Annotated in this window: 17 protein-coding genes, 19 tRNA genes and 3 rRNA genes; 33 read left to right on the top strand and 6 right to left on the bottom strand. The window is 43.8% G+C overall.

Translation table 11 applies throughout. From position 1 onward, the window contains the following. Positions 1 to 2 precede the first annotated feature (2 nt). The 3 genes from AUO94_RS03935 (at position 3) to nikC (ending at position 3,608) form a co-directional block, all read left to right on the top strand. Positions 3 to 1,607 carry an ABC transporter substrate-binding protein gene (locus tag AUO94_RS03935; RefSeq protein ID WP_058385999.1) on the top strand — a complete coding sequence of 535 codons (1,605 nt, stop codon included), beginning with the start codon at positions 3 to 5 and terminating at the stop codon, positions 1,605 to 1,607. 91 nt (positions 1,608 to 1,698) lie between these two features. After that, a complete protein-coding gene (locus AUO94_RS03930; protein WP_058385998.1) occupies positions 1,699 to 2,703 on the top strand; it encodes an ABC transporter permease in 1,005 nt (334 codons plus the stop codon). Between the two features lie 17 nt (positions 2,704 to 2,720). Beyond that, complete coding sequence (gene nikC / locus AUO94_RS03925) at positions 2,721 to 3,608, top strand: nickel transporter permease (protein ID WP_058385997.1); 888 nt, start codon at positions 2,721 to 2,723, stop codon at positions 3,606 to 3,608. A gap of 34 nt (positions 3,609 to 3,642) precedes the next feature. On the opposite strand, the gene AUO94_RS03920 is transcribed toward nikC, so the two are convergent. Next, positions 3,643 to 4,728, bottom strand: coding sequence for an FUSC family protein (locus tag AUO94_RS03920; RefSeq protein ID WP_058385996.1), 1,086 nt, complete (start codon positions 4,726 to 4,728; stop codon positions 3,643 to 3,645). Between the two features lie 40 nt (positions 4,729 to 4,768). Next, a complete protein-coding gene (locus tag AUO94_RS03915; RefSeq protein ID WP_058385995.1) occupies positions 4,769 to 6,055 on the bottom strand; it encodes a glutamate-1-semialdehyde 2,1-aminomutase in 1,287 nt (428 codons plus the stop codon). Between the two features lie 125 nt (positions 6,056 to 6,180). Here AUO94_RS03915 and bcp point away from each other — a divergent pair, with 125 nt between their 5' ends. The 4 genes from bcp to perR all read left to right on the top strand — a co-directional run bounded on the left by bcp (position 6,181) and on the right by perR (position 8,730). Next, the gene (gene bcp, locus AUO94_RS03910; RefSeq protein ID WP_058385994.1) at positions 6,181 to 6,657 is read left to right on the top strand and encodes a thioredoxin-dependent thiol peroxidase; all 477 of its coding nucleotides are present in this window, start codon (positions 6,181 to 6,183) and stop codon (positions 6,655 to 6,657) included. 12 nt (positions 6,658 to 6,669) lie between these two features. Further along, positions 6,670 to 7,611 carry a D-2-hydroxyacid dehydrogenase gene (locus tag AUO94_RS03905; RefSeq protein ID WP_058385993.1) on the top strand — a complete coding sequence of 314 codons (942 nt, stop codon included), beginning with the start codon at positions 6,670 to 6,672 and terminating at the stop codon, positions 7,609 to 7,611. 2 nt (positions 7,612 to 7,613) lie between these two features. Further along, complete coding sequence (locus AUO94_RS03900; RefSeq protein WP_058385992.1) at positions 7,614 to 8,165, top strand: cob(I)yrinic acid a,c-diamide adenosyltransferase; 552 nt, start codon at positions 7,614 to 7,616, stop codon at positions 8,163 to 8,165. A gap of 121 nt (positions 8,166 to 8,286) precedes the next feature. Further along, complete coding sequence (gene perR / locus AUO94_RS03895; RefSeq protein WP_058385991.1) at positions 8,287 to 8,730, top strand: peroxide-responsive transcriptional repressor PerR; 444 nt, start codon at positions 8,287 to 8,289, stop codon at positions 8,728 to 8,730. Positions 8,731 to 8,826: 96 nt separating this feature from the next. Here the strand turns inward: perR and AUO94_RS03890 are convergent, their stop codons facing one another. Next, positions 8,827 to 9,180, bottom strand: a complete 354-nt coding sequence (locus tag AUO94_RS03890) for a YgzB family protein (protein ID WP_058385990.1) — start codon at positions 9,178 to 9,180, stop codon at positions 8,827 to 8,829. Positions 9,181 to 9,443: 263 nt separating this feature from the next. Between AUO94_RS03890 and AUO94_RS03885 the strand changes: the two genes are divergently transcribed. The 25 genes from AUO94_RS03885 to AUO94_RS03765 all read left to right on the top strand — a co-directional run bounded on the left by AUO94_RS03885 (position 9,444) and on the right by AUO94_RS03765 (position 19,615). Next, positions 9,444 to 10,310 carry a nucleotidyltransferase-like protein gene (locus tag AUO94_RS03885; RefSeq protein WP_058385989.1) on the top strand — a complete coding sequence of 289 codons (867 nt, stop codon included), beginning with the start codon at positions 9,444 to 9,446 and terminating at the stop codon, positions 10,308 to 10,310. 653 nt (positions 10,311 to 10,963) lie between these two features. After that, positions 10,964 to 12,513: ribosomal RNA gene (locus AUO94_RS03880) — 16S ribosomal RNA — on the top strand. Between the two features lie 121 nt (positions 12,514 to 12,634). Then, positions 12,635 to 12,711: transfer RNA gene (locus AUO94_RS03875), tRNA-Ile, on the top strand. A gap of 8 nt (positions 12,712 to 12,719) precedes the next feature. Continuing rightward, a tRNA-Ala gene (locus tag AUO94_RS03870) sits at positions 12,720 to 12,795 on the top strand. A 120-nt stretch (positions 12,796 to 12,915) separates the two neighbouring features. After that, positions 12,916 to 15,848, top strand: a 23S ribosomal RNA gene (locus AUO94_RS03865). 137 nt (positions 15,849 to 15,985) lie between these two features. Then, positions 15,986 to 16,101 (top strand): 5S ribosomal RNA (gene rrf, locus AUO94_RS03860). Together the 16S, 23S and 5S rRNA genes with 18 tRNA genes alongside form the textbook arrangement of a ribosomal RNA operon. Before the next feature lie 11 nt (positions 16,102 to 16,112). Next, positions 16,113 to 16,187 (top strand) — tRNA-Asn (locus AUO94_RS03855). 5 nt (positions 16,188 to 16,192) lie between these two features. Then, positions 16,193 to 16,282 (top strand) — tRNA-Ser (locus tag AUO94_RS03850). Between the two features lie 20 nt (positions 16,283 to 16,302). Beyond that, positions 16,303 to 16,377 (top strand) — tRNA-Glu (locus AUO94_RS03845). A 7-nt stretch (positions 16,378 to 16,384) separates the two neighbouring features. Beyond that, positions 16,385 to 16,460, top strand: a tRNA-Val gene (locus AUO94_RS03840). A gap of 67 nt (positions 16,461 to 16,527) precedes the next feature. Then, positions 16,528 to 16,604, top strand: a tRNA-Met gene (locus AUO94_RS03835). 3 nt (positions 16,605 to 16,607) lie between these two features. After that, positions 16,608 to 16,683: transfer RNA gene (locus tag AUO94_RS03830), tRNA-Asp, on the top strand. Positions 16,684 to 16,700: 17 nt separating this feature from the next. Further along, positions 16,701 to 16,776, top strand: a tRNA-Phe gene (locus tag AUO94_RS03825). 18 nt (positions 16,777 to 16,794) lie between these two features. Continuing rightward, positions 16,795 to 16,870, top strand: a tRNA-Thr gene (locus tag AUO94_RS03820). Positions 16,871 to 16,873: 3 nt separating this feature from the next. Further along, positions 16,874 to 16,957: transfer RNA gene (locus AUO94_RS03815), tRNA-Tyr, on the top strand. A gap of 6 nt (positions 16,958 to 16,963) precedes the next feature. Next, a tRNA-Trp gene (locus AUO94_RS03810) sits at positions 16,964 to 17,037 on the top strand. Between the two features lie 18 nt (positions 17,038 to 17,055). Beyond that, a tRNA-His gene (locus tag AUO94_RS03805) sits at positions 17,056 to 17,131 on the top strand. Between the two features lie 40 nt (positions 17,132 to 17,171). Continuing rightward, positions 17,172 to 17,247 (top strand) — tRNA-His (locus AUO94_RS03800). Between the two features lie 11 nt (positions 17,248 to 17,258). Further along, positions 17,259 to 17,330: transfer RNA gene (locus tag AUO94_RS03795), tRNA-Gln, on the top strand. 6 nt (positions 17,331 to 17,336) lie between these two features. Further along, a tRNA-Gly gene (locus tag AUO94_RS03790) sits at positions 17,337 to 17,411 on the top strand. 6 nt (positions 17,412 to 17,417) lie between these two features. After that, positions 17,418 to 17,491: transfer RNA gene (locus AUO94_RS03785), tRNA-Cys, on the top strand. A gap of 9 nt (positions 17,492 to 17,500) precedes the next feature. Beyond that, positions 17,501 to 17,584: transfer RNA gene (locus tag AUO94_RS03780), tRNA-Leu, on the top strand. A gap of 210 nt (positions 17,585 to 17,794) precedes the next feature. Further along, entirely contained in the window at positions 17,795 to 18,412 is a 618-nt protein-coding gene (locus AUO94_RS03775; RefSeq protein WP_058385988.1) for a DUF47 domain-containing protein, read from the top strand. A 15-nt stretch (positions 18,413 to 18,427) separates the two neighbouring features. Further along, positions 18,428 to 19,426 carry an inorganic phosphate transporter gene (locus tag AUO94_RS03770; protein ID WP_058385987.1) on the top strand — a complete coding sequence of 333 codons (999 nt, stop codon included), beginning with the start codon at positions 18,428 to 18,430 and terminating at the stop codon, positions 19,424 to 19,426. A 105-nt stretch (positions 19,427 to 19,531) separates the two neighbouring features. Next, positions 19,532 to 19,615: transfer RNA gene (locus tag AUO94_RS03765), tRNA-Leu, on the top strand. Between the two features lie 164 nt (positions 19,616 to 19,779). Here AUO94_RS03765 and AUO94_RS03760 read toward each other — a convergent pair. Genes AUO94_RS03760 through AUO94_RS03750 form a run of 3 tightly spaced genes read right to left on the bottom strand, consistent with a single transcriptional unit; the run spans position 19,780 to position 22,287 of the window. Beyond that, positions 19,780 to 20,232, bottom strand: a complete 453-nt coding sequence (locus AUO94_RS03760) for a hypothetical protein (RefSeq protein ID WP_058385986.1) — start codon at positions 20,230 to 20,232, stop codon at positions 19,780 to 19,782. Beyond that, positions 20,216 to 21,043: a DUF3100 domain-containing protein gene (locus AUO94_RS03755; RefSeq protein WP_058385985.1), complete on the bottom strand. Its 828-nt coding sequence runs from the start codon at positions 21,041 to 21,043 to the stop codon at positions 20,216 to 20,218. Before AUO94_RS03755 ends, AUO94_RS03760 begins: the two co-directional genes overlap by 17 nt. 47 nt (positions 21,044 to 21,090) lie before the next feature. Continuing rightward, a complete protein-coding gene (locus AUO94_RS03750) occupies positions 21,091 to 22,287 on the bottom strand; it encodes a M20 family metallopeptidase (protein WP_058385984.1) in 1,197 nt (398 codons plus the stop codon). Between the two features lie 416 nt (positions 22,288 to 22,703). Between AUO94_RS03750 and AUO94_RS03745 the strand changes: the two genes are divergently transcribed. Continuing rightward, on the top strand, positions 22,704 to 23,756 hold the full coding sequence (locus tag AUO94_RS03745; RefSeq protein WP_058385983.1) for a C45 family autoproteolytic acyltransferase/hydrolase: 1,053 nt from the start codon (positions 22,704 to 22,706) through the stop codon (positions 23,754 to 23,756). Positions 23,757 to 23,772: the final 16 nt, after the last annotated feature.

Raw genomic sequence — 23,772 nt, 5'->3', positions numbered from 1 at the left:
ATTTGGGGAAGAAAAAGTTCTTGTCGTGGACATTTTTATTGCTTTTGTTAGTTTCAACAGCTCTTTATGGCTGTAGTTCTGATGAAGGTTCAAAAGAAGACGGAGGTGGCTCTGCTGAAGAGAAGCAATTGATCTTTGGACGCGGAGGCGACTCGGTGTCACTTGATCCAATTACTGTAACAGATGGGGAATCTTTTAAAGTTACAAAAAACATTTTTGATACATTAGTGAATTTTGGTGAACAGGACACAGAAATCGAAGGAGCGTTAGCATCTAAATGGGAACCTTCTGAAGATGGATTGTCATATACGTTCACATTAGAAGAAGGCGTTAAATTCCATGATGGCACTGATTTTAATGCAGAAGCTGTTGTGAAAAACTTTGAACGTTGGGCAGCTGGTGACGGCGAGAAATTCCCATATTACGGTTCTATGTTCGGTGGTTATGGTGATGAGGAAGGACATGTTATCAAATCTGTTGAAGCAACTGGCGATTATGAAGTTGTTTTCACATTAAATCGTCCACAAGCACCATTCCTTAAAAACCTAGCAATGAGCCCGTTCGCGATTGCATCGCCAACTGCATTTGAAGAAGCAGGGGATTCTTTCGGTGACAATCCGGTCGGAACTGGTCCATTCAAATTTGTTGAATGGAAACGCAATGATACAATTACAATCGAAAAATTTGATGATTATTGGGTAGATGGCGAGCCGAAACTAGATCAAGTGGTATTCCGCGCGATTCCAGATAACTCAGCTCGTTTAAACGCTTTACTGTCAGGTGAAATTGATTTGGCAGACGGCATTACACCGTCTGATGGTAAAACAATTGAAGGAAATGCAGATCTTCAATTGTATGAACGCCCATCTATGAACGTTGGCTACCTTGGAATGACTGTAACACGTGAACCATTTGATGATCCAAAAGTACGCCAAGCGATCAACCATGCAATCGATAAACAAGCGATTGTAGACGCATTTTTTGAAGGACGTGCAGAAGTAGCGAAAAACCCGATTCCACCAGTTATTAGTGGATATAACGACAGTATTGAAGATTACGAATACAGCCCTGAAAAAGCAAAAGAATTATTAGCCGAAGCGGGTCTTCCAGATGGATTTGAAATGGAACTTTATGCAATGCCAGTTCCCCGTCCATATATGCCGGATGGTCAAAAAGTAGCTGAGGCGATTCAAAAGAACTTGGCTGACGTTGGCGTAACTGCTAAAATCGTGTCATTTGAATGGGCTACTTATCTAGAGAAAGCTGCAAACGGAGAAGCTGATGCATTCTTACTTGGATGGACTGGCGATAACGGCGATGCAGATAACTTCTTGTATGCATTACTTGACCAAGACAATGTTGGTACTAACAATTACACGTACTATGAAAATCAGGAATTGCACGATATCTTAATTCAAGCACAATCAGAAGTTGAGGAAGATAAGAGAAATGAATTATACATGCAAGCTCAAGAAATCATCCATGATGATGCTCCTTGGGTTCCACTTGCACACTCCACACCGCTATTAGCTGGTGGGAAAAACGTAATTGATTTTAAAGCGCATCCAACAGGTTCTGACAAGTTGGCTGGAGTAGATTTAGAGTAGGCAATTCAAGGGAGGAAGTCGGAATGATTTCCTCTCGTTTTTTTTACTGCTATACATATTGCATATTGTTAGAGATGGAGAGGTGAAGAAGATGCTTCACTATATCGGAAGACGGCTTCTACAGTTGATCCCAGTGTTACTCGGTATGACATTTATCGTTTTTATGATCATCCGTGCCATTCCTGGTGACCCTGCACAAGTTATTCTTGGTCAGCAAGCATCCGAAGAAGCAATAAAGGCATTACGAACAAATTTGGGGTTGGATAATCCTTGGTATATTCAGTACTTTGATTATTTAAAAGGATTAGTTACTGGTGATTTGGGAGAATCGCTTCGTACACGAACGCCTGTTGTAGATGAAGTATGGCCATATTTGGCTGCAACAATCGAACTTTCTTTATTTGCTATTATCATTGCCGTTATTATCGGAATCAATGCCGGCATTATTTCAGCCTGGTTCCAAAATTCATGGTTCGATTATTTAGCAATGATTATTGCGTTAATCGGAGTATCGATGCCAATCTTCTGGTTGGGTTTAATGAACCAATGGATCTTCTCAATTGAACTTGGAATTCTTCCAACAACAGGGCGTGAAAATGTTCGAGATCCTGTGGATGTTATGACTGGTTTTTACGTCATTGACACATTGCTTGCGGGAGATTTTAATCAATTATCGACTGTGTTAAAACATCTTGTATTGCCGGGGACCGCATTAGCGACGATACCAATGGCAATTATTGCTAGAATGACTCGGTCGAGCATGCTAGAAGTAATGCGTTCGGATTACGTCAGAACAGCTCGGTCGAAAGGTTTGTCGATGTTTTGGGTAGTTTACAAACACGCGCTTAAAAATGCGATTATTCCTGTATTGACAATTATTGGACTTCAAATGGGATTGCTACTTGGTGGTGCTATTTTGACAGAAACCATTTTCGGCTGGCCTGGAATCGGACGTTATATTTATGAAGCGATTGGCTTCCGTGATTATCCGGTTATCCAGTCAGGTATATTAATCGTTGCATTTATTTTCGTTATGATTAATCTGTTTGTCGATCTGCTTTACGGTTTGGTTGATCCACGCATTAAATATGACTAGGAAGGGGGAGACGTATTATGGCTGAAACAGTAGACAAACAAGATCAAGTAAAAATGCAAAAAGTTGCTGGCCCTTGGAAAGAGGCTTGGCGCGGTTTCCGTAAAAGTAAAGTTGCGGTTATTGGAATGGGAATTGTTATCTTCTTTATCCTGCTAGCAATTTTTGGTCCGCTTCTAACATCGCAAGGCATCAATGAGCAAAATCTGTCTCAACGGCTTCTGCCCCCTTCTTCCGCGCATTGGATGGGGACGGACGATTTTGGAAGAGATATTTTATCGCGAGTTGTCTATGGTGCCCGAATTTCGTTATGGGTTGGCTTTTTAGCAGTTATTGGCTCCGTCATTGTAGGCAGTATTTTAGGGATTTTAGCAGGATATTACGGACGTTGGGTAGATACAATTATTTCACGTATCTTTGATATTATGTTAGCGTTTCCGAGTATTCTATTGGCCATTGCAGTTGTTTCGGTTCTTGGACCGTCTTTACGTAATGCACTTATCGCCATCGCCATTATTAACGTGCCAAATTTTGGCCGTTTGATTCGCTCGAAAGTATTAAGTATTAAAGAAGATGAATACATTATGTCTGCGAAAGCGATTGGTATGAAAGATAACCGTATTCTTATTTCGCATATTTTACCAAATTCCATGGCACCTGTTATTGTTCAAGGAACATTAGCAATTGCAACTGCGATTATCGAAGCAGCAGCACTAGGTTTCTTAGGATTAGGTGCACAAGCTCCTTCTCCAGAATGGGGCAAAATGCTGGCAGACTCACGTTCGTATTTAACGAATGCCCCTTGGACAATGATTTTCCCGGGTGTTGCGATTATGCTAACTGTACTTGGCTTTAACTTGATGGGTGACGGTTTGCGTGATGCGCTAGATCCACGAATGAAATCATAAAAAAAGTGTGAGGCAAATTTGCCTCACACTTTTTTTATATGGCATTTTCAAGACCTGTGTCTACTTCTTCTGAATGATAGTTCAAGTAAGCGATGATAAGTAAGTCTAGATGCTCTAGTTGTTCTTCGTAATCTAAAATAGCTGATAGCACATGCATTAAATGATAAACCGAAAATTCACCTTCATTTTCTTCATGTGCTAAATTGATTTCTTTCACAAAAATTGTCATGACTTCATTGCGTCTCATGACGGCATCAGTCCCAGAACCTTCGCTATGTTCGGGACGTAATTTACCAACATATTTCATGTAAAGTTGCTCATGATAACTCGCCAAACTTTCTAATCGCTCTTGAACCATCATATGAAAGTGCTCAGGAAGTTCCATTAGTTCATTTTCAAAACGGTTCAAGCGTTTTAAAACTTCTAAGCTCTTTTTCGATGTGGCAATCATTTGACGGTACAGGACCAATTTTCGTGCTTTTGCATATTGCTGCTTCTTGGTGTAGCTACGTTCTTCTTTATAAAATGAATACCATTGATCAACTTTTATTAATTTCTCTGTTAATTTATCGATGTCTTCTTTAACAGAGGCATGATCAGAGGCATGACGGATCGAAACGCGAATCCAACGAATCACTTCTTCACTAACGGAATGAATGGACGTAAACAAACGGGTTTCGTATTTAGGTGGCAGAAATATCATATTTACGATAAAGGCAGATATAATTCCAAGCATAACAGTGGAAATTCTTAACGACGCAAAAGTTAAGAAGTTCGTAGAATGAGAATCCATGATGATGATGATTGTTACTAATGTTAAAGGAACGGTATTTTCTAACTTCAACTTCAGCATGACCACAATGGCTAATATTGCTGCTATACCAATGGTTAAATAATTACTGCCAAGTGTTAGGACAAAAACGATCGCTATTGCGGCACCAATCAAATTTCCATAAATTTGATCGAGTAATGTTAAGTAAGAACGGTAAATAGATGGCTGGATAGCGAAAATCGCTGCCACTCCTGCGAAAACAGGGGAAGGCAATCCAAGTAAATTGGCCAGATACAGGGCCATAGAAATGGCCACGCCAGTTTTAAAAATACGTGCGCCTAATTTCATGTACTTAAGGACTCCTTCCTTAAAAAATGATTTTCATTAATTATAACTGTTTAAACGCCTCACGTACTGCTTGGATAGAAAATTCTACATCTTCTTCTGTATGTTCAGTAGTTAAAAACCAAGCTTCATATTTTGATGGAGCTAGATTAATGCCTTGAGCAAGCATCAATTTAAAAAAGCGACCAAAAATTTCACCATCCGATTTTTCAGCTTGTTCGTAGTTTTCCACTGTTACATCCGTAAAGTAAATAGTTAATGCACCTTTCAAGCGATTAACGGTAATGGTTACACCAAATTCTTCAGCAGCTGACAAAATACCTTGTTCAAGCTGTGCACCCAGTTGATCCATTTTTTCATACACTCCGTCTTCGCCAAGTACTTCTAAACAAGCAATCCCAGCTTGAATCGAAGCAGGATTTCCAGCCATTGTTCCAGCTTGATAGGCGGGACCTAAAGGAGCGACCGTTTCCATAATTTCTTTTTTTCCACCATAAGCACCAATTGGCAGTCCGCCACCGATGATTTTACCGAGTGCTGTCAGGTCTGGGACTAAGCCGAGCATGTCTTGTGCACCGCCGTAGTGGAAGCGGAAAGCTGTAATGACTTCGTCATAGACAATTAACGCACCTTTTTCGTGAGCGATGCGATGAACTTCTTTCAGGTAGCCTTCTTTTGGTTCAACGATTCCGAAATTACCGACAATCGGTTCGACTAAAAGACAAGCTATTTCTTCGCCCCAGCGGTCCATGGCTTCTGAAAATGCTTCAATATCATTGAAAGGAATTGTGATAACTTCTTCTGCGATTGATTTTGGAACACCTGCTGAATCAGGAGTGCCTAGTGTTGCCGGACCAGATCCTGCAGCAACTAGTACTAAGTCGGAGTGGCCATGATAGCACCCAGCAAACTTCATGATCTTTGTTCGTCCGGTGTATGCGCGTGAAACGCGAATTGTTGTCATGACAGCTTCAGTTCCGCTATTAACGAAACGTACTCTGTCCATGTTCGGCATCGCTTCTTTTAACATTTTAGCAAACGTAATTTCGTGGCGCGTTGGAGTTCCGTAAAGCAGTCCGGATTCCGCTGCACGCGTAATTGCTTGCGTAATGTGCGGATGTGCATGTCCTGTGATGATAGGACCATATGCCGCTAAATAATCTATGTACTTATTGCCATCGACGTCCCAAAAATAAGCGCCTTTGCCACGTTCCATCGCGACGGGAGATCCGCCACCTACTGCTTTAAAGGATCTTGATGGGCTGTTGACGCCACCCACAATGTGCTGTAATGCCTCTGCGTGAAGCTTTTCTGAAGTTGAATGATTCATTGGGTGAATTGCCTCCTATTGGTTAGTCTATTCTTTATTGTAGACAATCTTGTGCATAAACGCCAAAGAAATTGAAACTAGCGCTTGGGTTCGGTACGATAAGGAAAAGAAAAGGAGTGATGAAGATGTCAGCAGTAACCGGTGTGCAAGCACCAGACTTTTCGTTAAAAAACGAAGCGGGAGAGACTGTTTCTCTAAAGGATTTTTCTGGTAGTAAATATGTGGTTCTTTATTTTTATCCGAAAGATATGACGCCCGGTTGTACAACGCAAGCTTGTGACTTCCGCGATTCGCAAGCTGATTTTTCAGCACTCAACGCTGTGATTCTCGGGGTCAGTGCAGATTCAGAAGATCTCCACAATAAATTCATCGAAAAACATGGTTTGCCATTTTCATTGTTGGTCGACGAAGATCATCAAGTTTCAGAAGAGTATGGGGTTTGGGTAGAAAAAAATATGTACGGGAAAAAGTTTATGGGCATTGAACGCGCGACTTATTTAATCGATCCGACAGGAACAATCGTTAACGTGTGGCGCAAAGTTAAAGTACCCAATCATATCCAAGACGTTTTAGAAACCTTGAAAACAATTAGCGATCAATAAGGAGAGAGAGTTATGGAGATTCTGTTTACATTCGTTCCAAAAGAAGATCAACAACAGAGGTTGAAAGCTGAATTCCCCAAAATTGAGTTCTATTTTCTCTATAAAGATAAAACACGTTTAGCGTCTGCAGACGTTATCGTCACTTATGGAGAAGATTTAACGGCAGAAGATATTGACGCTGCTAAAAATGTGCAGTGGCTTATGGTAGCTAGTGCCGGTATCGAAAAACTGCCTCATCAAGCTATTAAGAATCGTGACATTACGGTGTCTAACGTTAAAGGCATTCACAAAATCCCTATGGCTGAATCTGTTCTGGCTCATCTTTTATCTCTCGAGCGCTCGTTGCCGTTAATTTATCAAAATCAGCGCAACCAAGATTGGAATAGAAGAGTAGGTTCTGTTGAATTGAAAGATTCGACAGCGTTGATCCTTGGACCGGGCGCGATTGGTTCAGAAATCGGTCGATTGCTGCAGGCGTTTGGTGTCAAAACGATTGGTTGCAACCGTTCAGGAACACAGTCACCTCATATGGATGAAATGATCTCATTCGAAGCAATTCTTGAAAAACTATCGCAGGCAGATTATGTGATATCAATTTTGCCGAGTACAACTGAAACAAAATATCTATTAAAGGAAGAGCATTTCAAAGCAATGAAAAAAACAGCCATCTTTATGAATTTCGGAAGAGGCGATTTAGTCGCTGATGCAGTTCTTTTGAATGCACTGCAAAAAGAAGAGATTGCTTCTGCGGTTTTAGATGTCTTTGAGCAGGAACCGCTTCCGGAGGATCATCTTTACTGGACAATGGATAATGTCGTCGTGTCACCTCACATCTCAAGTAAATCTAGCAAGTATGTAGAGCGTACCTTAGATATATTTATACCGAATCTCAAAAAATGGCTCGTCAATAGAACCGTTCCAACTAATCTGGTTGACATGGAAAAGGGGTATTGAGCATGAAAATTTATACGAAGACGGGGGATAACGGGACTACTTCGTTAGTTTATGGAGTGCGAGTGGCGAAAAATGATGCGATAGTTGAAGCATATGGAACTTGTGATGAAGCAAACTCCTTGATCGGTTTATCGGTAGGGCATATGACTACGGAGTTTTTTGAAGAAAAAGAAGCACTATGTGAAGTTTTCCATGAAATCCAAACGACCTTATTCCATGTAGGGGCTGAACTCGCTACGCCAAAAGGCAAACAAGTAAAATGGAAACTAACAGAACAAGATATTTCAAAGCTAGAACAATGGGTGGACCACTACGATGCAAAAGTTTCTTCACTTACTAACTTTATTTTGCCAGGAGGACATCCGTCCGGTGCGACACTTCATGTGGCTAGGACCGTCGTCAGGAGAGCGGAACGGACGGTTTTATCCACCGGAACGGACGTTTCTCCACTAGTTTTGGCGTATTTAAATCGCTTATCCGACTTTTTGTTTGTTGCAGCACGCCTAGTTAACCAGCGCCTTGGCCGTAAAGAAAAAGGACTACATGAAAAATAAAGTAAGAGATGCGTAGCGACCGGTGGGCATATAGTGATTTCTTGACATCTAGCACTTTCATTAGGTACACTGTTTATAACGATTATAATGTAAGAATATCTATGAAGTGAGGTGCACGGCGATGTCTGAAGTACAATTAAAAGACGCGCTTGATGCTTTGAAGTCAACAGGTGTAAGAATCACGCCCCAACGCCATGCGATTTTGGAGTACATGATTCACTCGACAACACACCCAACAGCGGATGACATTTATCGCGCGCTTGAAAAAACGTTTCCTAATATGAGTGTTGCAACTGTTTATAATAATTTACGGGTGTTCAGAAAAGCGGGATTGGTAAAAGAGCTGACTTATGGAGATTCTTCAAGCCGTTTCGACTTTGTGACACATGATCATTACCATATTATCTGCAATGATTGCGGAAAGATTGTTGATTTCCATTATCCCGGACTTGATGAGGTTGAACATCTAGCTTCTCACGTGACTGGATTCCAAGTGGATTATCACCGTCTCGAAATTTATGGAACATGCCAGAATTGCTTAAGCGAAACGGCAAAAGCCCAATAAATTTCTAAAAAGTAAAAAGAGCTTATTGCAATTAGCGGTAAGCTCTTTTGTATGCAGTGAAAAACAACCAGCGAAATGTTCATTCGCTGGTTGTTTTTAATGCTGTGAACTTTTTTTATTGTAGTCTTGATCAAACTCTTTTCCTTCAAGAGAGCGATCCATTGTCAATGGCTCGTTACAATGCATGCAAATATCTACGCGACCCAGCATTTTTGTATGTTTTCCACAGTTAGGACATTCCACGGGTACGGTTTTCATAGACAGCAACCCAATCCAAGCATAGACACCTGTACTGCCAATAATCGCTACAACACCAAGCAACATGAAAATCACCATGACAATAGGGTGATTTCTAAAATAGATGCCGACATACATAATGACGATACCAATGAAGATTAGCGCTAACGCAAACGTCCGAATGCGATTGATTTTATTTTTATAAGGTTTCATGATTTATTTCCTCCTTGCATCCATCATACTATATCATAAATGTTCTTAAAAAGTGATATCGGTTTTCAAATGAAGGAATCCGTAATAAATATGTCGAAATAAAGAAGGGTAGGAATCAATGAAAGTGACAGTAAGGTTTGAGAAAAAGAGAATGGCAAAGTCTAGCAGACGATGGGGAAATGAAAACAAGCTGTAGTTTATAACTAACGACTCTGTTCAGCTTTATAGCAGAATGCGATAGAGACAGCAAGGAGTGAAAACAAATGGAACAAATACTACGACCTATTTATCAAGAACGTGCCAGCCAAGAAAGTACACTTGGCGTGATCTTAGTTGAAAAAAGAGAAAAGCTAAGTCAGATTACAGATACGTTCGATTCGATCTTGTTAATTATCACCAAGGAAAACGAGACACCCGTATTTACAAAACATTATACGTATCTAGCTAAAAAAGCAGCAATGCACATCGTTACCGAAAAGCAATTACATAAATGGCTGCTGCTAGGGACAAATCGAAAAATTGTTGACTGGTTGTTTTATGGTCGCGTAATCTACGACCGGAACGAATTCATGGAAAAGTTAAAGACCGAGCTAAAAGACTATCCTTTCTATGGACGGAAAATCAAGATGGGTATGGAATTTGCAAAACTCATTCGTCGTTATATGGAAGGAAAAGTGTTTTTTGAAGAAAAGAACTACATGGATGCCTATAATCATATGGTTGAGTCGCTACATCATTTAGCGCGATTGGCAGTGCTAGAAAATGGTTTGCCTCCAGAAGTGACTGTTTGGTCGCAAGTTAAACAAATGGAACCCGCCATCTACAAACTCTACGAAGAATTGATTTCGAGTGATGAGCCTATTGATAAACGGCTAGAATTGTTATTTTTAGCGAGTGAATTTTATATTCATTCGCGGACACAAGACGGTGCTCTTCATATAAGAGAAGTTATGGAGAAACAAAGTAGCTGGATGATACAGGAGTTACACGAGCAAGAAGAATTGAAAAACTATTCTTCTGATCTTGAAGTGTTCATCGAATATTTAGTAGACAAAGAATTGATTTTTATTAACGGGGTAACGACCAAGAGTGAAGGGATTTTCCACAGGTATTATTACGTAAAAAAATAAAGGGTGATTTAGAGAAGTGAATGCTCTTTCGAATGATAGAAAAATGAAATGCGCGTTGTTGCGCTTTTCCCTTAGCGATAAAGTTAGGAAGACTGGAGCAGTTAAGGGGATTACAAAGATATGTAGAGACAAAATAAGTGCCAAGAACTGAATTGAATTGATAGCTGTTACTGAAAGTCGGATATTTGGACTTTAGTGACAGCTTTTTTTTGCTAGAATTCACTAAAGAATAATGATTTAACAGCTTATTTATTAAGACGAGTAATATTTTTGAAATTATTTTGCTTTAACCGTTGACATATTAAGTGGATCTGTATTATGATAATACACGTCGCTAAGAGAAATTAAGTTTTTTACAATAATAAAAAAGCTTGACTCTCTCGGAAGACAATGTTAAATTAGAGAAGTTGCTTTTACAGAACGAACACATTGAACCTTGAAAACTGAACAGCAAAACGTCAACGAAAGACGTCACGAGCACTTCGGTGCGAGAACGGCTTTTGCGAAGTTTGCCTTATGGCAACCAGAGCAAAGTTGTTTTCCTTCTCGGTGTTCGTGACTACAACTTACTGATCAGCATCACGCAGATCAAAGCGAATCGTGCGTCTTCGGACGGCGATACGCCAGCAGTATTGAGCAATCAACACTACTCTATAATGGAGAGTTTGATCCTGGCTCAGGACGAACGCTGGCGGCGTGCCTAATACATGCAAGTCGAGCGGAACTTTGGGAGCTTGCTCCCATTGTTTAGCGGCGGACGGGTGAGTAACACGTGGGCAACCTGCCCTGCAGATCGGGATAACTCCGGGAAACCGGTGCTAATACCGAATAGTTTGCGGCCTCTCCTGAGGCTGTACGGAAAGACGGTTTCGGCTGTCACTGCAGGATGGGCCCGCGGCGCATTAGCTGGTTGGTGGGGTAATGGCCTACCAAGGCGACGATGCGTAGCCGACCTGAGAGGGTGATCGGCCACACTGGGACTGAGACACGGCCCAGACTCCTACGGGAGGCAGCAGTAGGGAATCTTCCGCAATGGACGAAAGTCTGACGGAGCAACGCCGCGTGAGTGACGAAGGTTTTCGGATCGTAAAACTCTGTTGTGAGGGAAGAACAAGTACCAAGTAACTACTGGTACCTTGACGGTACCTCACCAGAAAGCCACGGCTAACTACGTGCCAGCAGCCGCGGTAATACGTAGGTGGCAAGCGTTGTCCGGAATTATTGGGCGTAAAGCGCGCGCAGGCGGTTCCTTAAGTCCGATGTGAAAGCCCACGGCTCAACCGTGGAGGGTCATTGGAAACTGGGGAACTTGAGTGCAGAAGAGGAAAGTGGAATTCCATGTGTAGCGGTGAAATGCGTAGAGATGTGGAGGAACACCAGTGGCGAAGGCGACTTTCTGGTCTGTAACTGACGCTGAGGCGCGAAAGCGTGGGGAGCAAACAGGATTAGATACCCTGGTAGTCCACGCCGTAAACGATGAGTGCTAAGTGTTAGGGGGTTTCCGCCCCTTAGTGCTGCAGCTAACGCATTAAGCACTCCGCCTGGGGAGTACGGCCGCAAGGCTGAAACTCAAAGGAATTGACGGGGGCCCGCACAAGCGGTGGAGCATGTGGTTTAATTCGAAGCAACGCGAAGAACCTTACCAGGTCTTGACATCCCACTGACCGGTGTAGAGATACGCTTTTCCCTTCGGGGACAGTGGTGACAGGTGGTGCATGGTTGTCGTCAGCTCGTGTCGTGAGATGTTGGGTTAAGTCCCGCAACGAGCGCAACCCTTGATCTTAGTTGCCAGCATTCAGTTGGGCACTCTAAGGTGACTGCCGGTGACAAACCGGAGGAAGGTGGGGATGACGTCAAATCATCATGCCCCTTATGACCTGGGCTACACACGTGCTACAATGGACGGTACAAAGGGCTGCAACCCCGCGAGGGCAAGCCAATCCCAGAAAACCGTTCTCAGTTCGGATTGCAGGCTGCAACTCGCCTGCATGAAGCCGGAATCGCTAGTAATCGTGGATCAGCATGCCACGGTGAATACGTTCCCGGGCCTTGTACACACCGCCCGTCACACCACGAGAGTTTGTAACACCCGAAGTCGGTGAGGTAACCCTTGTGGAGCCAGCCGCCGAAGGTGGGACAGATGATTGGGGTGAAGTCGTAACAAGGTAGCCGTATCGGAAGGTGCGGCTGGATCACCTCCTTTCTAAGGATAAATTCGGAACCGAGCTTGGCTCGGGGTTGACGTTTTGCGTTCAGTTTTGAAGGTTCATTTTCAATGGCGACATTGAATTGATCTTCTATCAGTATTACAATTATACTCAAGAGGGCCTATAGCTCAGCTGGTTAGAGCGCACGCCTGATAAGCGTGAGGTCGATGGTTCGAGTCCATTTAGGCCCACCATTCTTCTTGGGGCCTTAGCTCAGCTGGGAGAGCGCCTGCCTTGCACGCAGGAGGTCAGCGGTTCGATCCCGCTAGGCTCCACCAATCATTTTGTAAGTAGAAATGATGACTTTGTTCTTTGAAAACTGGATAAAACGACATTGAAACAAAGCAAGTAATTCAAGTACGCGTGACGATTTCGTCACAACTTTTTAATTAACCAGTGGTTAAGTTAGAAAGGGCGCACGGTGGATGCCTTGGCACTAGGAGCCGAAGAAGGACGGCACTAACACCGATATGCTTCGGGGAGCTGTAAGTGAGCTGTGATCCGGAGATTTCCGAATGGGGGAACCCACTGCCTTTAATCGGGTAGTATCCATGTGTGAATCTATAGCACATGAGAAGGCAGACCCAGGGAACTGAAACATCTAAGTACCTGGAGGAAGAGAAAGCAAATGCGATTCCCTGAGTAGCGGCGAGCGAAACGGGATCAGCCCAAACCAAGAGGCTTGCCTCTTGGGGTTGTAGGACACTCTATACGGAGTTACAAAAGATAGGATTAGGCGAAGCGACCTGGAACGGTCCGCCGCAGCGGGTAACAGCCCCGTAGCCGAAAACCCTATCCCTCCAGAGTGGATCCTGAGTACGGCGGAACACGTGAAATTCCGTCGGAATCTGGGAGGACCATCTCCCAAGGCTAAATACTTCCTAGTGACCGATAGTGAACCAGTACCGTGAGGGAAAGGTGAAAAGCACCCCGGAAGGGGAGTGAAATAGATCCTGAAACCGTGTGCCTACAAGTAGTCAAAGCCCGTTAATGGGTGATGGCGTGCCTTTTGTAGAATGAACCGGCGAGTTACGATTGCATGCAAGGTTAAGCTGAGAAGGCGGAGCCGCAGCGAAAGCGAGTCTGAATAGGGCGACAGAGTATGCAGTTGTAGACCCGAAACCAGGTGATCTACCCATGTCCAGGGTGAAGGTAAGGTAACACTTACTGGAGGCCCGAACCCACGCACGTTGAAAAGTGCGGGGATGAGGTGTGGGTAGCGGAGAAATTCCAATCGAACCTGGAGATAGCTGGTTCTCTCCGAAATAGCTTTAGGGCTAGCCTCAAGATTGAGAATCCTGGAGGTAGAGCACTGTTTGGACTAGGGGCCCATCCCGGGTTACCGAATTCAGACAAACTCCGAATGCCAGTGATTTATGCTTGGGAGTCAGACTGCGAGTGATAAGATCCGTAGTCAAGAGGGAAACAGCCCAGACCACCAGCTAAGGTCCCCAAATATCCGTTAAGTGGAAAAGGATGTGGCGTTGCTTAGACAACCAGGATGTTGGCTTAGAAGCAGCCATCATTTAAAGAGTGCGTAATAGCTCACTGGTCGAGTGACACTGCGCCGAAAATGTACCGGGGCTAAACGGATTACCGAAGCTGTGGATGGATCTCGTTAGAGATCCGTGGTAGGAGAGCGTTCTAAGGGCGTTGAAGTCAGACCGGAAGGACTGGTGGAGCGCTTAGAAGTGAGAATGCCGGTATGAGTAACGAAAGACGGGTGAGAATCCCGTCCACCGAATGCCTAAGGTTTCCTGAGGAAGGCTCGTCCGCTCAGGGTTAGTCGGGACCTAAGTCGAGGCCGATAGGCGTAGACGATGGACAACAGGTTGATATTCCTGTACCACCTCCCCGCCGTTTGAGCAATGGGGGGACGCAGAAGGATAAGGAGAGCGTGCCGTTGGTTGTGCACGTCCAAGCAGTGAGGCGTGAAATGAGGCAAATCCCATTTCTAATACGTTGAGCTGTGACGGCAAGAGGGTTTACCCTTGAGTCCCTGATTTCACACTGCCAAGAAAAGCCTCTAGCGAGGCGGGAGGTGCCCGTACCGCAAACCGACACAGGTAGGCGAGAAGAGAATTCTAAGGTGAGCGAGTGAACTCTCGTTAAGGAACTCGGCAAAATGACCCCGTAACTTCGGGAGAAGGGGTGCTCTGGTAGGGTGAATAGCCCGAGAGAGCCGCAGTGAATAGGCCCAGGCGACTGTTTAGCAAAAACACAGGTCTCTGCAAAACCGTAAGGTGACGTATAGGGGCTGACGCCTGCCCGGTGCTGGAAGGTTAAGAGGAGTGCTTAGCGCAAGCGAAGGTGCGAATTGAAGCCCCAGTAAACGGCGGCCGTAACTATAACGGTCCTAAGGTAGCGAAATTCCTTGTCGGGTAAGTTCCGACCCGCACGAAAGGCGTAACGATCTGGGCACTGTCTCAACGAGAGACTCGGTGAAATTATAGTACCTGTGAAGATGCAGGTTACCCGCGACAGGACGGAAAGACCCCGTGGAGCTTTACTGTAGCCTGATATTGAATTTTGGTGCAACTTGTACAGGATAGGTAGGAGCCTGAGATTCCGGAGCGCTAGCTTCGGAGGAGGCGTCAGTGGGATACTACCCTGGTTGTATTGAAATTCTAACCCACAAGCCTGATCGGCTTGGGAGACAGTGTCAGGCGGGCAGTTTGACTGGGGCGGTCGCCTCCTAAAGAGTAACGGAGGCGCCCAAAGGTTCCCTCAGAATGGTTGGAAATCATTCGTAGAGTGTAAAGGCAGAAGGGAGCTTGACTGCGAGACGTACAGGTCGAGCAGGGTCGAAAGACGGGCTTAGTGATCCGGTGGTTCCGCATGGAAGGGCCATCGCTCAACGGATAAAAGCTACCCCGGGGATAACAGGCTTATCTCCCCCAAGAGTCCACATCGACGGGGAGGTTTGGCACCTCGATGTCGGCTCATCGCATCCTGGGGCTGTAGTCGGTCCCAAGGGTTGGGCTGTTCGCCCATTAAAGCGGTACGCGAGCTGGGTTCAGAACGTCGTGAGACAGTTCGGTCCCTATCCGTCGCGGGCGCAGGAAATTTGAGAGGAGCTGTCCTTAGTACGAGAGGACCGGGATGGACACACCGCTGGTGTACCAGTTGTTCTGCCAAGGGCATCGCTGGGTAGCTATGTGTGGCCGGGATAAGTGCTGAAAGCATCTAAGCACGAAGCCCCCCTCAAGATGAGATTTCCCATTGCGCAAGCAAGTAAGATCCCTCAAAGACGATGAGGTAGATAGGTTCGAGGTGGAAGCGTAGCGATACGTGCAGCTGACGAATACTAATCGATCGAGGACTTAACCAACACATTGTATGCGAAAAACTTGCTTGTTTCACCTGTCGTTTATCCAGTTTTGAAAGAATAAGAAAGTTTTTGTAAAAAAAGCTTGAAAAAACCGGTACTAATGGTATAATAAAACTTGTCTTTCAAAATAAATTCAGTCTGGTAATGATGGCAAAGAGGCCACACCCGTTCCCATCCCGAACACGGCAGTTAAGCTCTTTTGCGCCGATGGTAGTTGGGGGTTTCCCCCTGTGAGAGTAGGACGTTGCCAGTCTGAATAATTATTCCGAAGTAGCTCAGTGGTAGAGCACCGCACTGTTAATGCGATGGTCGTAGGTTCGAGTCCTACCTTCGGAGCCAAATATGGAGAGCTGTCCGAGTGGCCGAAGGAGCATGATTGGAAATCATGTAGGCGGGCAACCGTCTCAAGGGTTCGAATCCCTTGCTCTCCGCCAGAAGTTCTTTTTAAAAGTACGGCCCCTTGGTCAAGCGGTTAAGACACCGCCCTTTCACGGCGGTAACACGGGTTCGAATCCCGTAGGGGTCACCAATTTCATGGAGGATTAGCTCAGCTGGGAGAGCATCTGCCTTACAAGCAGAGGGTCGGCGGTTCGATCCCGTCATCCTCCACCATTTACACTTACATAGTGAACGCGTTGTTTTAAATTTCACAATGTTAATCGTAAGAAAATAGTATTGTCGCGGGGTGGAGCAGTTCGGTAGCTCGTTGGGCTCATAACCCAAAGGTCGCAGGTTCAAATCCTGCCCCCGCAACCAAATGGTCCCGTGGTGTAGCGGTTAACATGCCTGCCTGTCACGCAGGAGATCGCCGGTTCGATCCCGGTCGGGACCGCCATTTTTACTTAACAAAGTGGGTCAGTAGCTCAGTCGGTAGAGCATTAGATTGAAGCTCTAAGTGTCGGCGGTTCGATTCCGTCCTGACCCACCATTTTTTATTAATATTTGTGCCGGAGTAGCTCAGTTGGTAGAGCAACTGACTTGTAATCAGTAGGTCGAGGGTTCGACTCCTTTCTCCGGCACCACTAGGTGGGGTAGCGAAGTGGCTAAACGCGGCGGACTGTAAATCCGCTCCTTCGGGTTCGGCAGTTCGAATCTGCCCCCCACCACCAGTTTTTAGGGGCATAGTTTAACGGTAGAACAGAGGTCTCCAACACCTCCGATGTGGGTTCGATTCCTACTGCCCCTGCCAATTTTTAATTTTATGATGGCGGTCGTGGCGAAGTGGTTAACGCACCGGATTGTGATTCCGGCACTCGGGGGTTCAATTCCCCTCGTCCGCCCCATGTTTTCATTTCATTAAGTGAACTTATAAATAATAAAGTGGCGGTCGTGGCGAAGTGGTTAACGCACCGGATTGTGATTCCGGCACTCGGGGGTTCAATTCCCCTCGTCCGCCCCATCTTTTACTAGTGGGGTATAGCCAAGCGGTAAGGCAACGGGTTTTGATCCCGTCATGCCCTGGTTCGAATCCAGGTACCCCAGCTTTAAGCGGAAGTAGTTCAGTGGTAGAACGCCACCTTGCCAAGGTGGAGGTCGCGAGTTCGAACCTCGTCTTCCGCTCCAATATTTGGCGGCATAGCCAAGTGGTAAGGCATGGGTCTGCAACACCCTTATCACCGGTTCGAGTCCGGTTGCCGCCTCCATAATATTTTGCCGGCGTGGCGGAATTGGCAGACGCGCGGGACTCAAAATCCCGTTCCTTCACGGGAGTGTCGGTTCGACCCCGACCGCCGGTATCACGAAAGAGCCTGCCTGCTCTTTCAAAAACCTCTTAACTGTGAGAAATCATAGTTAAGAGGTTTTTTTATTGAGTTTAGGTTAAACTGAAAATTCCGGTTTATTAAGAATTTGTAAATTGATTATATAGATAGTGTTAATATCTCGAGAAATAAGCTATTATAATTTAGCTGAGAAATTATGTTGCGAAAATAGTGGAGGTAGAGAGAATGGCTTTCAAAAAGAAAGATAAGTTTGCATTGCAGTTGAGTGACATTGCGTTGAATTTAAAAGAAAGTGCAACTTATTTTGCTGAGTATAAATTAAAAGTTAGTAATGACTTGATCATTTTTTCAAACACTATGAAGGATTATGAAACAAAAGGAGATTCTTTTGTACATTCCATAATCCAAGATCTTAACAACGCATTTATTACGCCAATTGAACGAGAAGATATATTGGCTTTAGCAATGAGTATGGATGATGTATTAGATGGTTTAGAACACACAGCTGCACGATTTGATATGTATTCAATAGTAGAAGCAGATGAATACATGCTTGAATTTGTTGAAGCAATTCGATTGAGCACGATTGAGATAGAAATGGCAGTCGAACTAATGGTTTCTAAGAAGCTGCCTCAGATGAGATCTCATGCCATTAAAATTAAAGATTACGAATCTAAATGTGATGCCGTTCTGCGTCGATCCATAAAAAATCTGTTTCAAACTGAAAAAGATCCGATTCGAATTATTCAATACAAGGACATATATGAAGAGTTAGAAGAAATTGCTGATCATTGTCAGCAAGTCGCGAATACATTCGAATCAATTATTATGAAAAACGCCTAAGGAGCAAAATGACTAATGGATATGGTATTGCTGTTAACAGTTTTGATTGTCATTTTTGCTATAATATTTGACTTTATCAATGGGTTTCATGATACGGCAAATTCGATAGCTACTGCGGTTTCTACAAAAGCACTAACACCGAGACGTGCAATTATGCTTGCGGCCATTATGAATTTTGTCGGTGCTATGGCTTTTACGGGTGTTGCTAAAACAATAACCAAGGATATCGTCGATCCTTTTGCGCTCGATAATGGCTCTGTCGTTATTCTAGCAGCTTTATTAGCGGCTATTACGTGGAATTTGTTGACTTGGTACTATGGAATTCCAAGTAGCTCCTCACACGCGCTAATTGGTTCAATAGCTGGAGCAGCTATTGCAGGGGCTGGCTTTGCAGCTCTTAATTACAGTGGCTTTCTAGCAATTTTGCAAGCTTTAATCTTTTCACCAATTCTTGCTTTGGTCGTGGGCTATCTCATGTATAGTGTTTTTAAAATAGTATTCAAAGATCATAATTTAACAAAAACAAATAAGAATTTTAGATTAATTCAAATTGCCACTGCTGCATTGCAGTCATTTTCCCATGGGACGAATGATGCGCAAAAAGCGATGGGGATTATTACGTTGGCATTGATTGTGAATAATTATCAAAGCTCTGATGATATCCAATTATGGGTACAAGCTACATGTGCCCTAGCGATGGCGTTAGGGACTTCGGTTGGCGGTTGGCGAATTATTAAAACGGTGGGCGGGAAAATCATGAAAATTCGTCCAGTTAATGGTGTAGCAGCTGATTTGACAGGTGCAGCAGTAATTTTTGGTGCTACTCTGATTCACTTGCCAGTTAGTACAACTCACGTTATTTCGTCTTCTATAATGGGAGTTGGGGCAGCGCATCGTGTTAAAGGCGTTCAGTGGGGTACAGCCAAGACTATGTTAATCACTTGGGTGATTACAATGCCAATATCGGCGATGTTAGCCGCTGTCTTCTACTTTCTTCTTAATCTGGTTTTGTAAAAAAGATAAACACCTATTTTTGCAAAATTATTTGTTATACGAATAAAGTATTGGCGAGCGAAATGAGATGTGCTATAATAATTCTTGTCCGCTAAAGAAATACTTGCCGGCGTGGCGGAATTGGCAGACGCGCGGGACTCAAAATCCCGTTCCTTCACCGGAGTGTCGGTTCGACCCCGACCGCCGGTATACCGCAAGATTAGATGACAGGCCCTAACATTATTGTTGGGCTTTTCTTTTTGGAATTTTTAAGATGGATTGCTGAGGATAAGTAGCAGTAAATAGATTCTTAAAGAACTAGTAAAAAGACCACCGCAAAAGCTAAAGCTTTTGCGGTGGTCTTTTGGTTAACGTTAAATAATTCCTTGAAATCGAAGGATAATTTCCGCGATGACTGCTGAGCCAAGAAATGTTCCGAGCAGAACCACCATGCCAATTACGATAGTTTTCCAACCTAATTGCATAAAGTCGAACCATGAACGGCCAATGGATACGCCGGCATAAGCTAAGATAGGCGTAGCAATTGCTAATAAAGTAACTTCTGTCGTGTAAGTGACAATTTGTGCTGCTCCCGGCATACCCGGAATTGTCAATATTAGACCGATAATGCCGATGTAAGCGATGCTAGGCAACTTGAATGGTAGTAGGCGGTGAATAACCAATCCGGCCAGGCTAATGCCTATTAGGATGGCTATTCCGGGAAGCGCATCCCAAGGAAGTATATCATAGCCAATCCAATTACCAATCAGCATGATCACACCAATAATCATAAAGACCAGTATCCATTCTTTAAGACTTTTTATCATAATCTACGCTTCCTTTCGCTGCTTTTTTCTCTTTGTTTTTAGAGAGAATCTCATACAGTTTAACCGTTAAGGGCAAACCAATAAAAATACTCATGTATAGACCTGTTACTGAGGAAATTAAGTTGCTGACTCCTGAAAAGGCAGTCAAGGTTTCACTCATCTCAGGAAATGCGGCAATTAAAGGACCTAGAGAAGCCGCTGCCATACTGCCGCTGCCCACACCTGTCGCCATGGCGAAAGAAATCGGATGCAGGGGCGTCACGGTAGCTAAAAAGCCTGATATCAACCCAATAAAAATCGATCCGAAGACGGTACCAAAAATATACATAGCCATAACGCCGCGTCCTTCGGGAGAGGATAAACCATATTTATCGGTAATCAGAGCAAGGTTGGCTTCTCGTCCGATAGAATGCGTCATACCGATGCTTTCTCTCTTGAGTCCTAGAAATACAGCTAAAGGAAGAGCTAATAAGATCGTGCCAAGGTTACCAAATTCCTGTAACAATAGAGCAGGACCGGCTTCGATGATTTGAGGCAGAGCGGGTCCTGCTTGGACACCGAATTTAGCTATCAGTACAGAAACTGAGAGAAATACTAAAGGTTCTGCGTTAATCGATTGTTTATCGGTTACCAGTGGAGTGAAATACAATCCGAGACCAATCACAACTGCATAAAGCATCGGCAACAATAGAATGGTCCCAGGTCCAACTGGAATAGCGAATGTACCAATCGACTCAGTCACGGCTACAATCGCTAAAACGATGACATGTAGCCGCCAATCTTTCCACAATTTAAAAGCTTGTTCGCCCATGTAACATCTACTCCTTTTATGTGGGAGAACTGGCTCTCCGTTAGTGATTAGCTTGCGTTAATAGCAGACTGGTATTTTTTCGCATAGTTAAGTGCCGCTGTGCCTAATGCTTTTGCGGCTATCAGCAAAGAACGTTCATCAATATCAAATTTTGGATGGTGATGTGGGTAAGCATCAGTGTTGTCTGGGCTCTGTGCACCTGTAAAAAAGAACGTTCCTTTTATATGTTGAAGGTAATACGAGAAATCTTCGCCACCCATGACAGGTGGTGTTTCTCTAACTTCTTCTACTCCAGGGACAGAGGATGCGAGAGCTGCTAGAAAATTTGTTTCCTCTTCGTGATTGACTGTTGTTGGATAACCGCGTGTATAGGTATATTCATAGTCTGCTCCTGAAACGAGACAAGTTCCTGCAATGACGCGTTCAATTTCTTCTTCGATAAAACTACGAATGTCTTCTTTGAATGTCCGTACAGTTCCAGTCATTTCAGCCGTGTCCGCGATAACATTATAGGGATTTTTAGCTTCGAAATTACAAATTGAGATAACAGCAGATTCCAATGGATTGATTCGGCGGCTGACGATTTGTTGCAAGTTATTAATCAGTTGTCCCCCAATGACAATGCTGTCTTTTGTATCGTGAGGGCTTGCAGCATGCCCACCTCTTCCAAGGATTTTAATGTCAAAGCGATCTGGAGCGGCTTGAAGAGGACCTGAGCGATAACCAATTTCTCCAAGAGGCATTTGTGCCTGTAAATGCGTACCAAAAATAACATCGACGCCATCGAGACAGCCGTCTTCAATCATGGCGATGGCTCCGCCGGGTGGTAGTTCTTCTGCGTGCTGATGCAAAAAGACAATGGTACCTTCAATTTCTGATTGCATACTATTTAATGCTTTCGCTAGACCAAGTAGACTCGCCGTATGGCCATCATGGCCACAAGCATGCATGGCACCGTCATTTTTAGATTTAAAAGGCACGTCAGTTTGTTCTTGAATCGGTAGGGCGTCAAAGTCTGCGCGCAAAGCAACAGTTGGACCAGGTTTGTCACCTTTTAAGTAGGCCAGCACACCGTTACCACCAACATTTCTGCGGACCTCGTGACCTAATTTTTCGTGGAAAAGAGCAATATATTCGGCTGTTTCCACTTCCTCAAAAGATAGTTCTGGGTATTCATGAAGATGGCGCCGAATATCGACAATCTCGTCGTACAGTTTATCGAGCTTAGTGAATAGTTGATCCAAAAAAAAACCTCCTTTAGAATAATATTCTTATCCTATCATAATTTTCAGTGAAGTTTAAGGTGTTTTTGCGGAAAATAAAAAGTATTCAGTTATATTAACTTCCATTCCTGGTGTAAAAAGTATATTCAGGATTAATAAGGACTATTTATGAGAACGACTGTGGAATATGTTAGTAGTATAACTATAAGGAATACTTGGATTGATGTATTTATCCAGTTGAAATAGCAAAATCAACTGGATAAACAAAATGAAGAGTAGAAAGAGTGAGCTGCTTTACTTAATAATAAGGATCGAATTTAATAAGGAATTATTTCTTTAATTTAAGAACAACTTTTCAAACGCTGCTTTTGAGTTTTTTATCGTAAATGTGTATGCTAAAACCTAATCAGTGATTCTGCACTACAAAGGAGAATTTGATGAAATCTATACATAGTAACATTTTAGAATTTAGAGGAAGTCATTACGATTTTGGATTCAAGCAAGGAGAGCTGTTAAAGAATAGTATAATATTGGAGAATCGACAAAAGCAGTGGAAAGCAAAAAGACCACGATTTAAAATAAATGTGGCAGAAACGGCAGAAGCTTATTGTAAATTTGCTCCTCGGATCTGGCATGAGTTAGTGGGTCTGCAGGAAAGTCTCGGCTTGCCGATGGAGGAAGTGCTGCGCGATTTTGGTGGATACCGAATCGATGCCATGCCATCTGGCTGTTCGATCGTGACAGGCACAGATTTTATGGTTCGAAATTATGATTTTCACCCGCAGACCTATGAAGGACGTTTTAGTTTGTTTCAACCAACTGATGGTGGATTTGCGACGATTGGTCCAACATCACGAATTATCGGACGGATGGACGGCATGAATGAAAAAGGACTTGCCATGGGCTATAATTTTACACACCGAAAAAAGCCAGGAGACGGCTTTGTGTGTTATTTAATCGGGCGGATTATTCTAGAAACTTGTGCAACAATTGAAGAAGCGGTGGAACTGTTAAAACAGCTTCCTCACCGTGGGTCGTTCAGCTATATTGTCACAGATACAAGCGGAAGAACACGCATCATCGAAGCAAGCCCTCGCTCGGTTGATGTCCGCATCAGTAACGCATGCACCAATCATTTTGAAATTCAGCAGCACGAAAACCGCAATTATTTAAAGGATTCGTTTGACCGTTTAGAAGTTATTCAAAGTCAGCAAAGCCAAACGGCAGACGCATTGAAAGCATTTCGTTTATTTAACGACACAGGCAAAGGTGTATTTTCGAAGCTTTACAAGAGCTGGGCGGGGACGATTCACACATCTCTTTATTTGCCAAAAGACAAAGAAGTTTGGTTTGCACTCGGTGGAAATCAACAGCCAACCGTTTTTGATTTTGCAGGCTGGCTACGCGGAGAAAATTTGAACATTCAGCAAATCCATGGAGTAGTAGATACGGATATTGGCTTTGCACATGTCGACAAACAATTCAGCTAAACAAAACAGGCGCCAG

This window comes from Planococcus kocurii, from assembly GCF_001465835.2.
GTDB lineage: Bacteria > Bacillota > Bacilli > Bacillales_A > Planococcaceae > Planococcus > Planococcus kocurii.
The sequence above is the reverse complement of the archived record's forward strand: the minus strand, read 5'-3'. Positions and strand labels throughout refer to the sequence as shown.

What these genes read in the sequence shown, in the direction of transcription:
- AUO94_RS03930 (WP_058385998.1), top strand. Translation starts at nt 1,699, where the DNA reads ATGCTTCACTATATCGGAAGACGGCTTCTACAGTTGATCCCAGTGTTA.
- nikC (WP_058385997.1), top strand. Translation starts at nt 2,721, where the DNA reads ATGGCTGAAACAGTAGACAAACAAGATCAAGTAAAAATGCAAAAAGTT.
- AUO94_RS03920 (WP_058385996.1), bottom strand. Translation starts at nt 4,728, where the DNA reads ATGAAATTAGGCGCACGTATTTTTAAAACTGGCGTGGCCATTTCTATG.
- AUO94_RS03915 (WP_058385995.1), bottom strand. Translation starts at nt 6,055, where the DNA reads ATGAATCATTCAACTTCAGAAAAGCTTCACGCAGAGGCATTACAGCAC.
- bcp (WP_058385994.1), top strand. Translation starts at nt 6,181, where the DNA reads ATGTCAGCAGTAACCGGTGTGCAAGCACCAGACTTTTCGTTAAAAAAC.
- AUO94_RS03905 (WP_058385993.1), top strand. Translation starts at nt 6,670, where the DNA reads ATGGAGATTCTGTTTACATTCGTTCCAAAAGAAGATCAACAACAGAGG.
- AUO94_RS03900 (WP_058385992.1), top strand. Translation starts at nt 7,614, where the DNA reads ATGAAAATTTATACGAAGACGGGGGATAACGGGACTACTTCGTTAGTT.
- perR (WP_058385991.1), top strand. Translation starts at nt 8,287, where the DNA reads ATGTCTGAAGTACAATTAAAAGACGCGCTTGATGCTTTGAAGTCAACA.
- AUO94_RS03890 (WP_058385990.1), bottom strand. Translation starts at nt 9,180, where the DNA reads ATGAAACCTTATAAAAATAAAATCAATCGCATTCGGACGTTTGCGTTA.
- AUO94_RS03885 (WP_058385989.1), top strand. Translation starts at nt 9,444, where the DNA reads ATGGAACAAATACTACGACCTATTTATCAAGAACGTGCCAGCCAAGAA.
- AUO94_RS03775 (WP_058385988.1), top strand. Translation starts at nt 17,795, where the DNA reads ATGGCTTTCAAAAAGAAAGATAAGTTTGCATTGCAGTTGAGTGACATT.
- AUO94_RS03770 (WP_058385987.1), top strand. Translation starts at nt 18,428, where the DNA reads ATGGATATGGTATTGCTGTTAACAGTTTTGATTGTCATTTTTGCTATA.
- AUO94_RS03760 (WP_058385986.1), bottom strand. Translation starts at nt 20,232, where the DNA reads ATGATAAAAAGTCTTAAAGAATGGATACTGGTCTTTATGATTATTGGT.
- AUO94_RS03755 (WP_058385985.1), bottom strand. Translation starts at nt 21,043, where the DNA reads ATGGGCGAACAAGCTTTTAAATTGTGGAAAGATTGGCGGCTACATGTC.
- AUO94_RS03745 (WP_058385983.1), top strand. Translation starts at nt 22,704, where the DNA reads ATGAAATCTATACATAGTAACATTTTAGAATTTAGAGGAAGTCATTAC.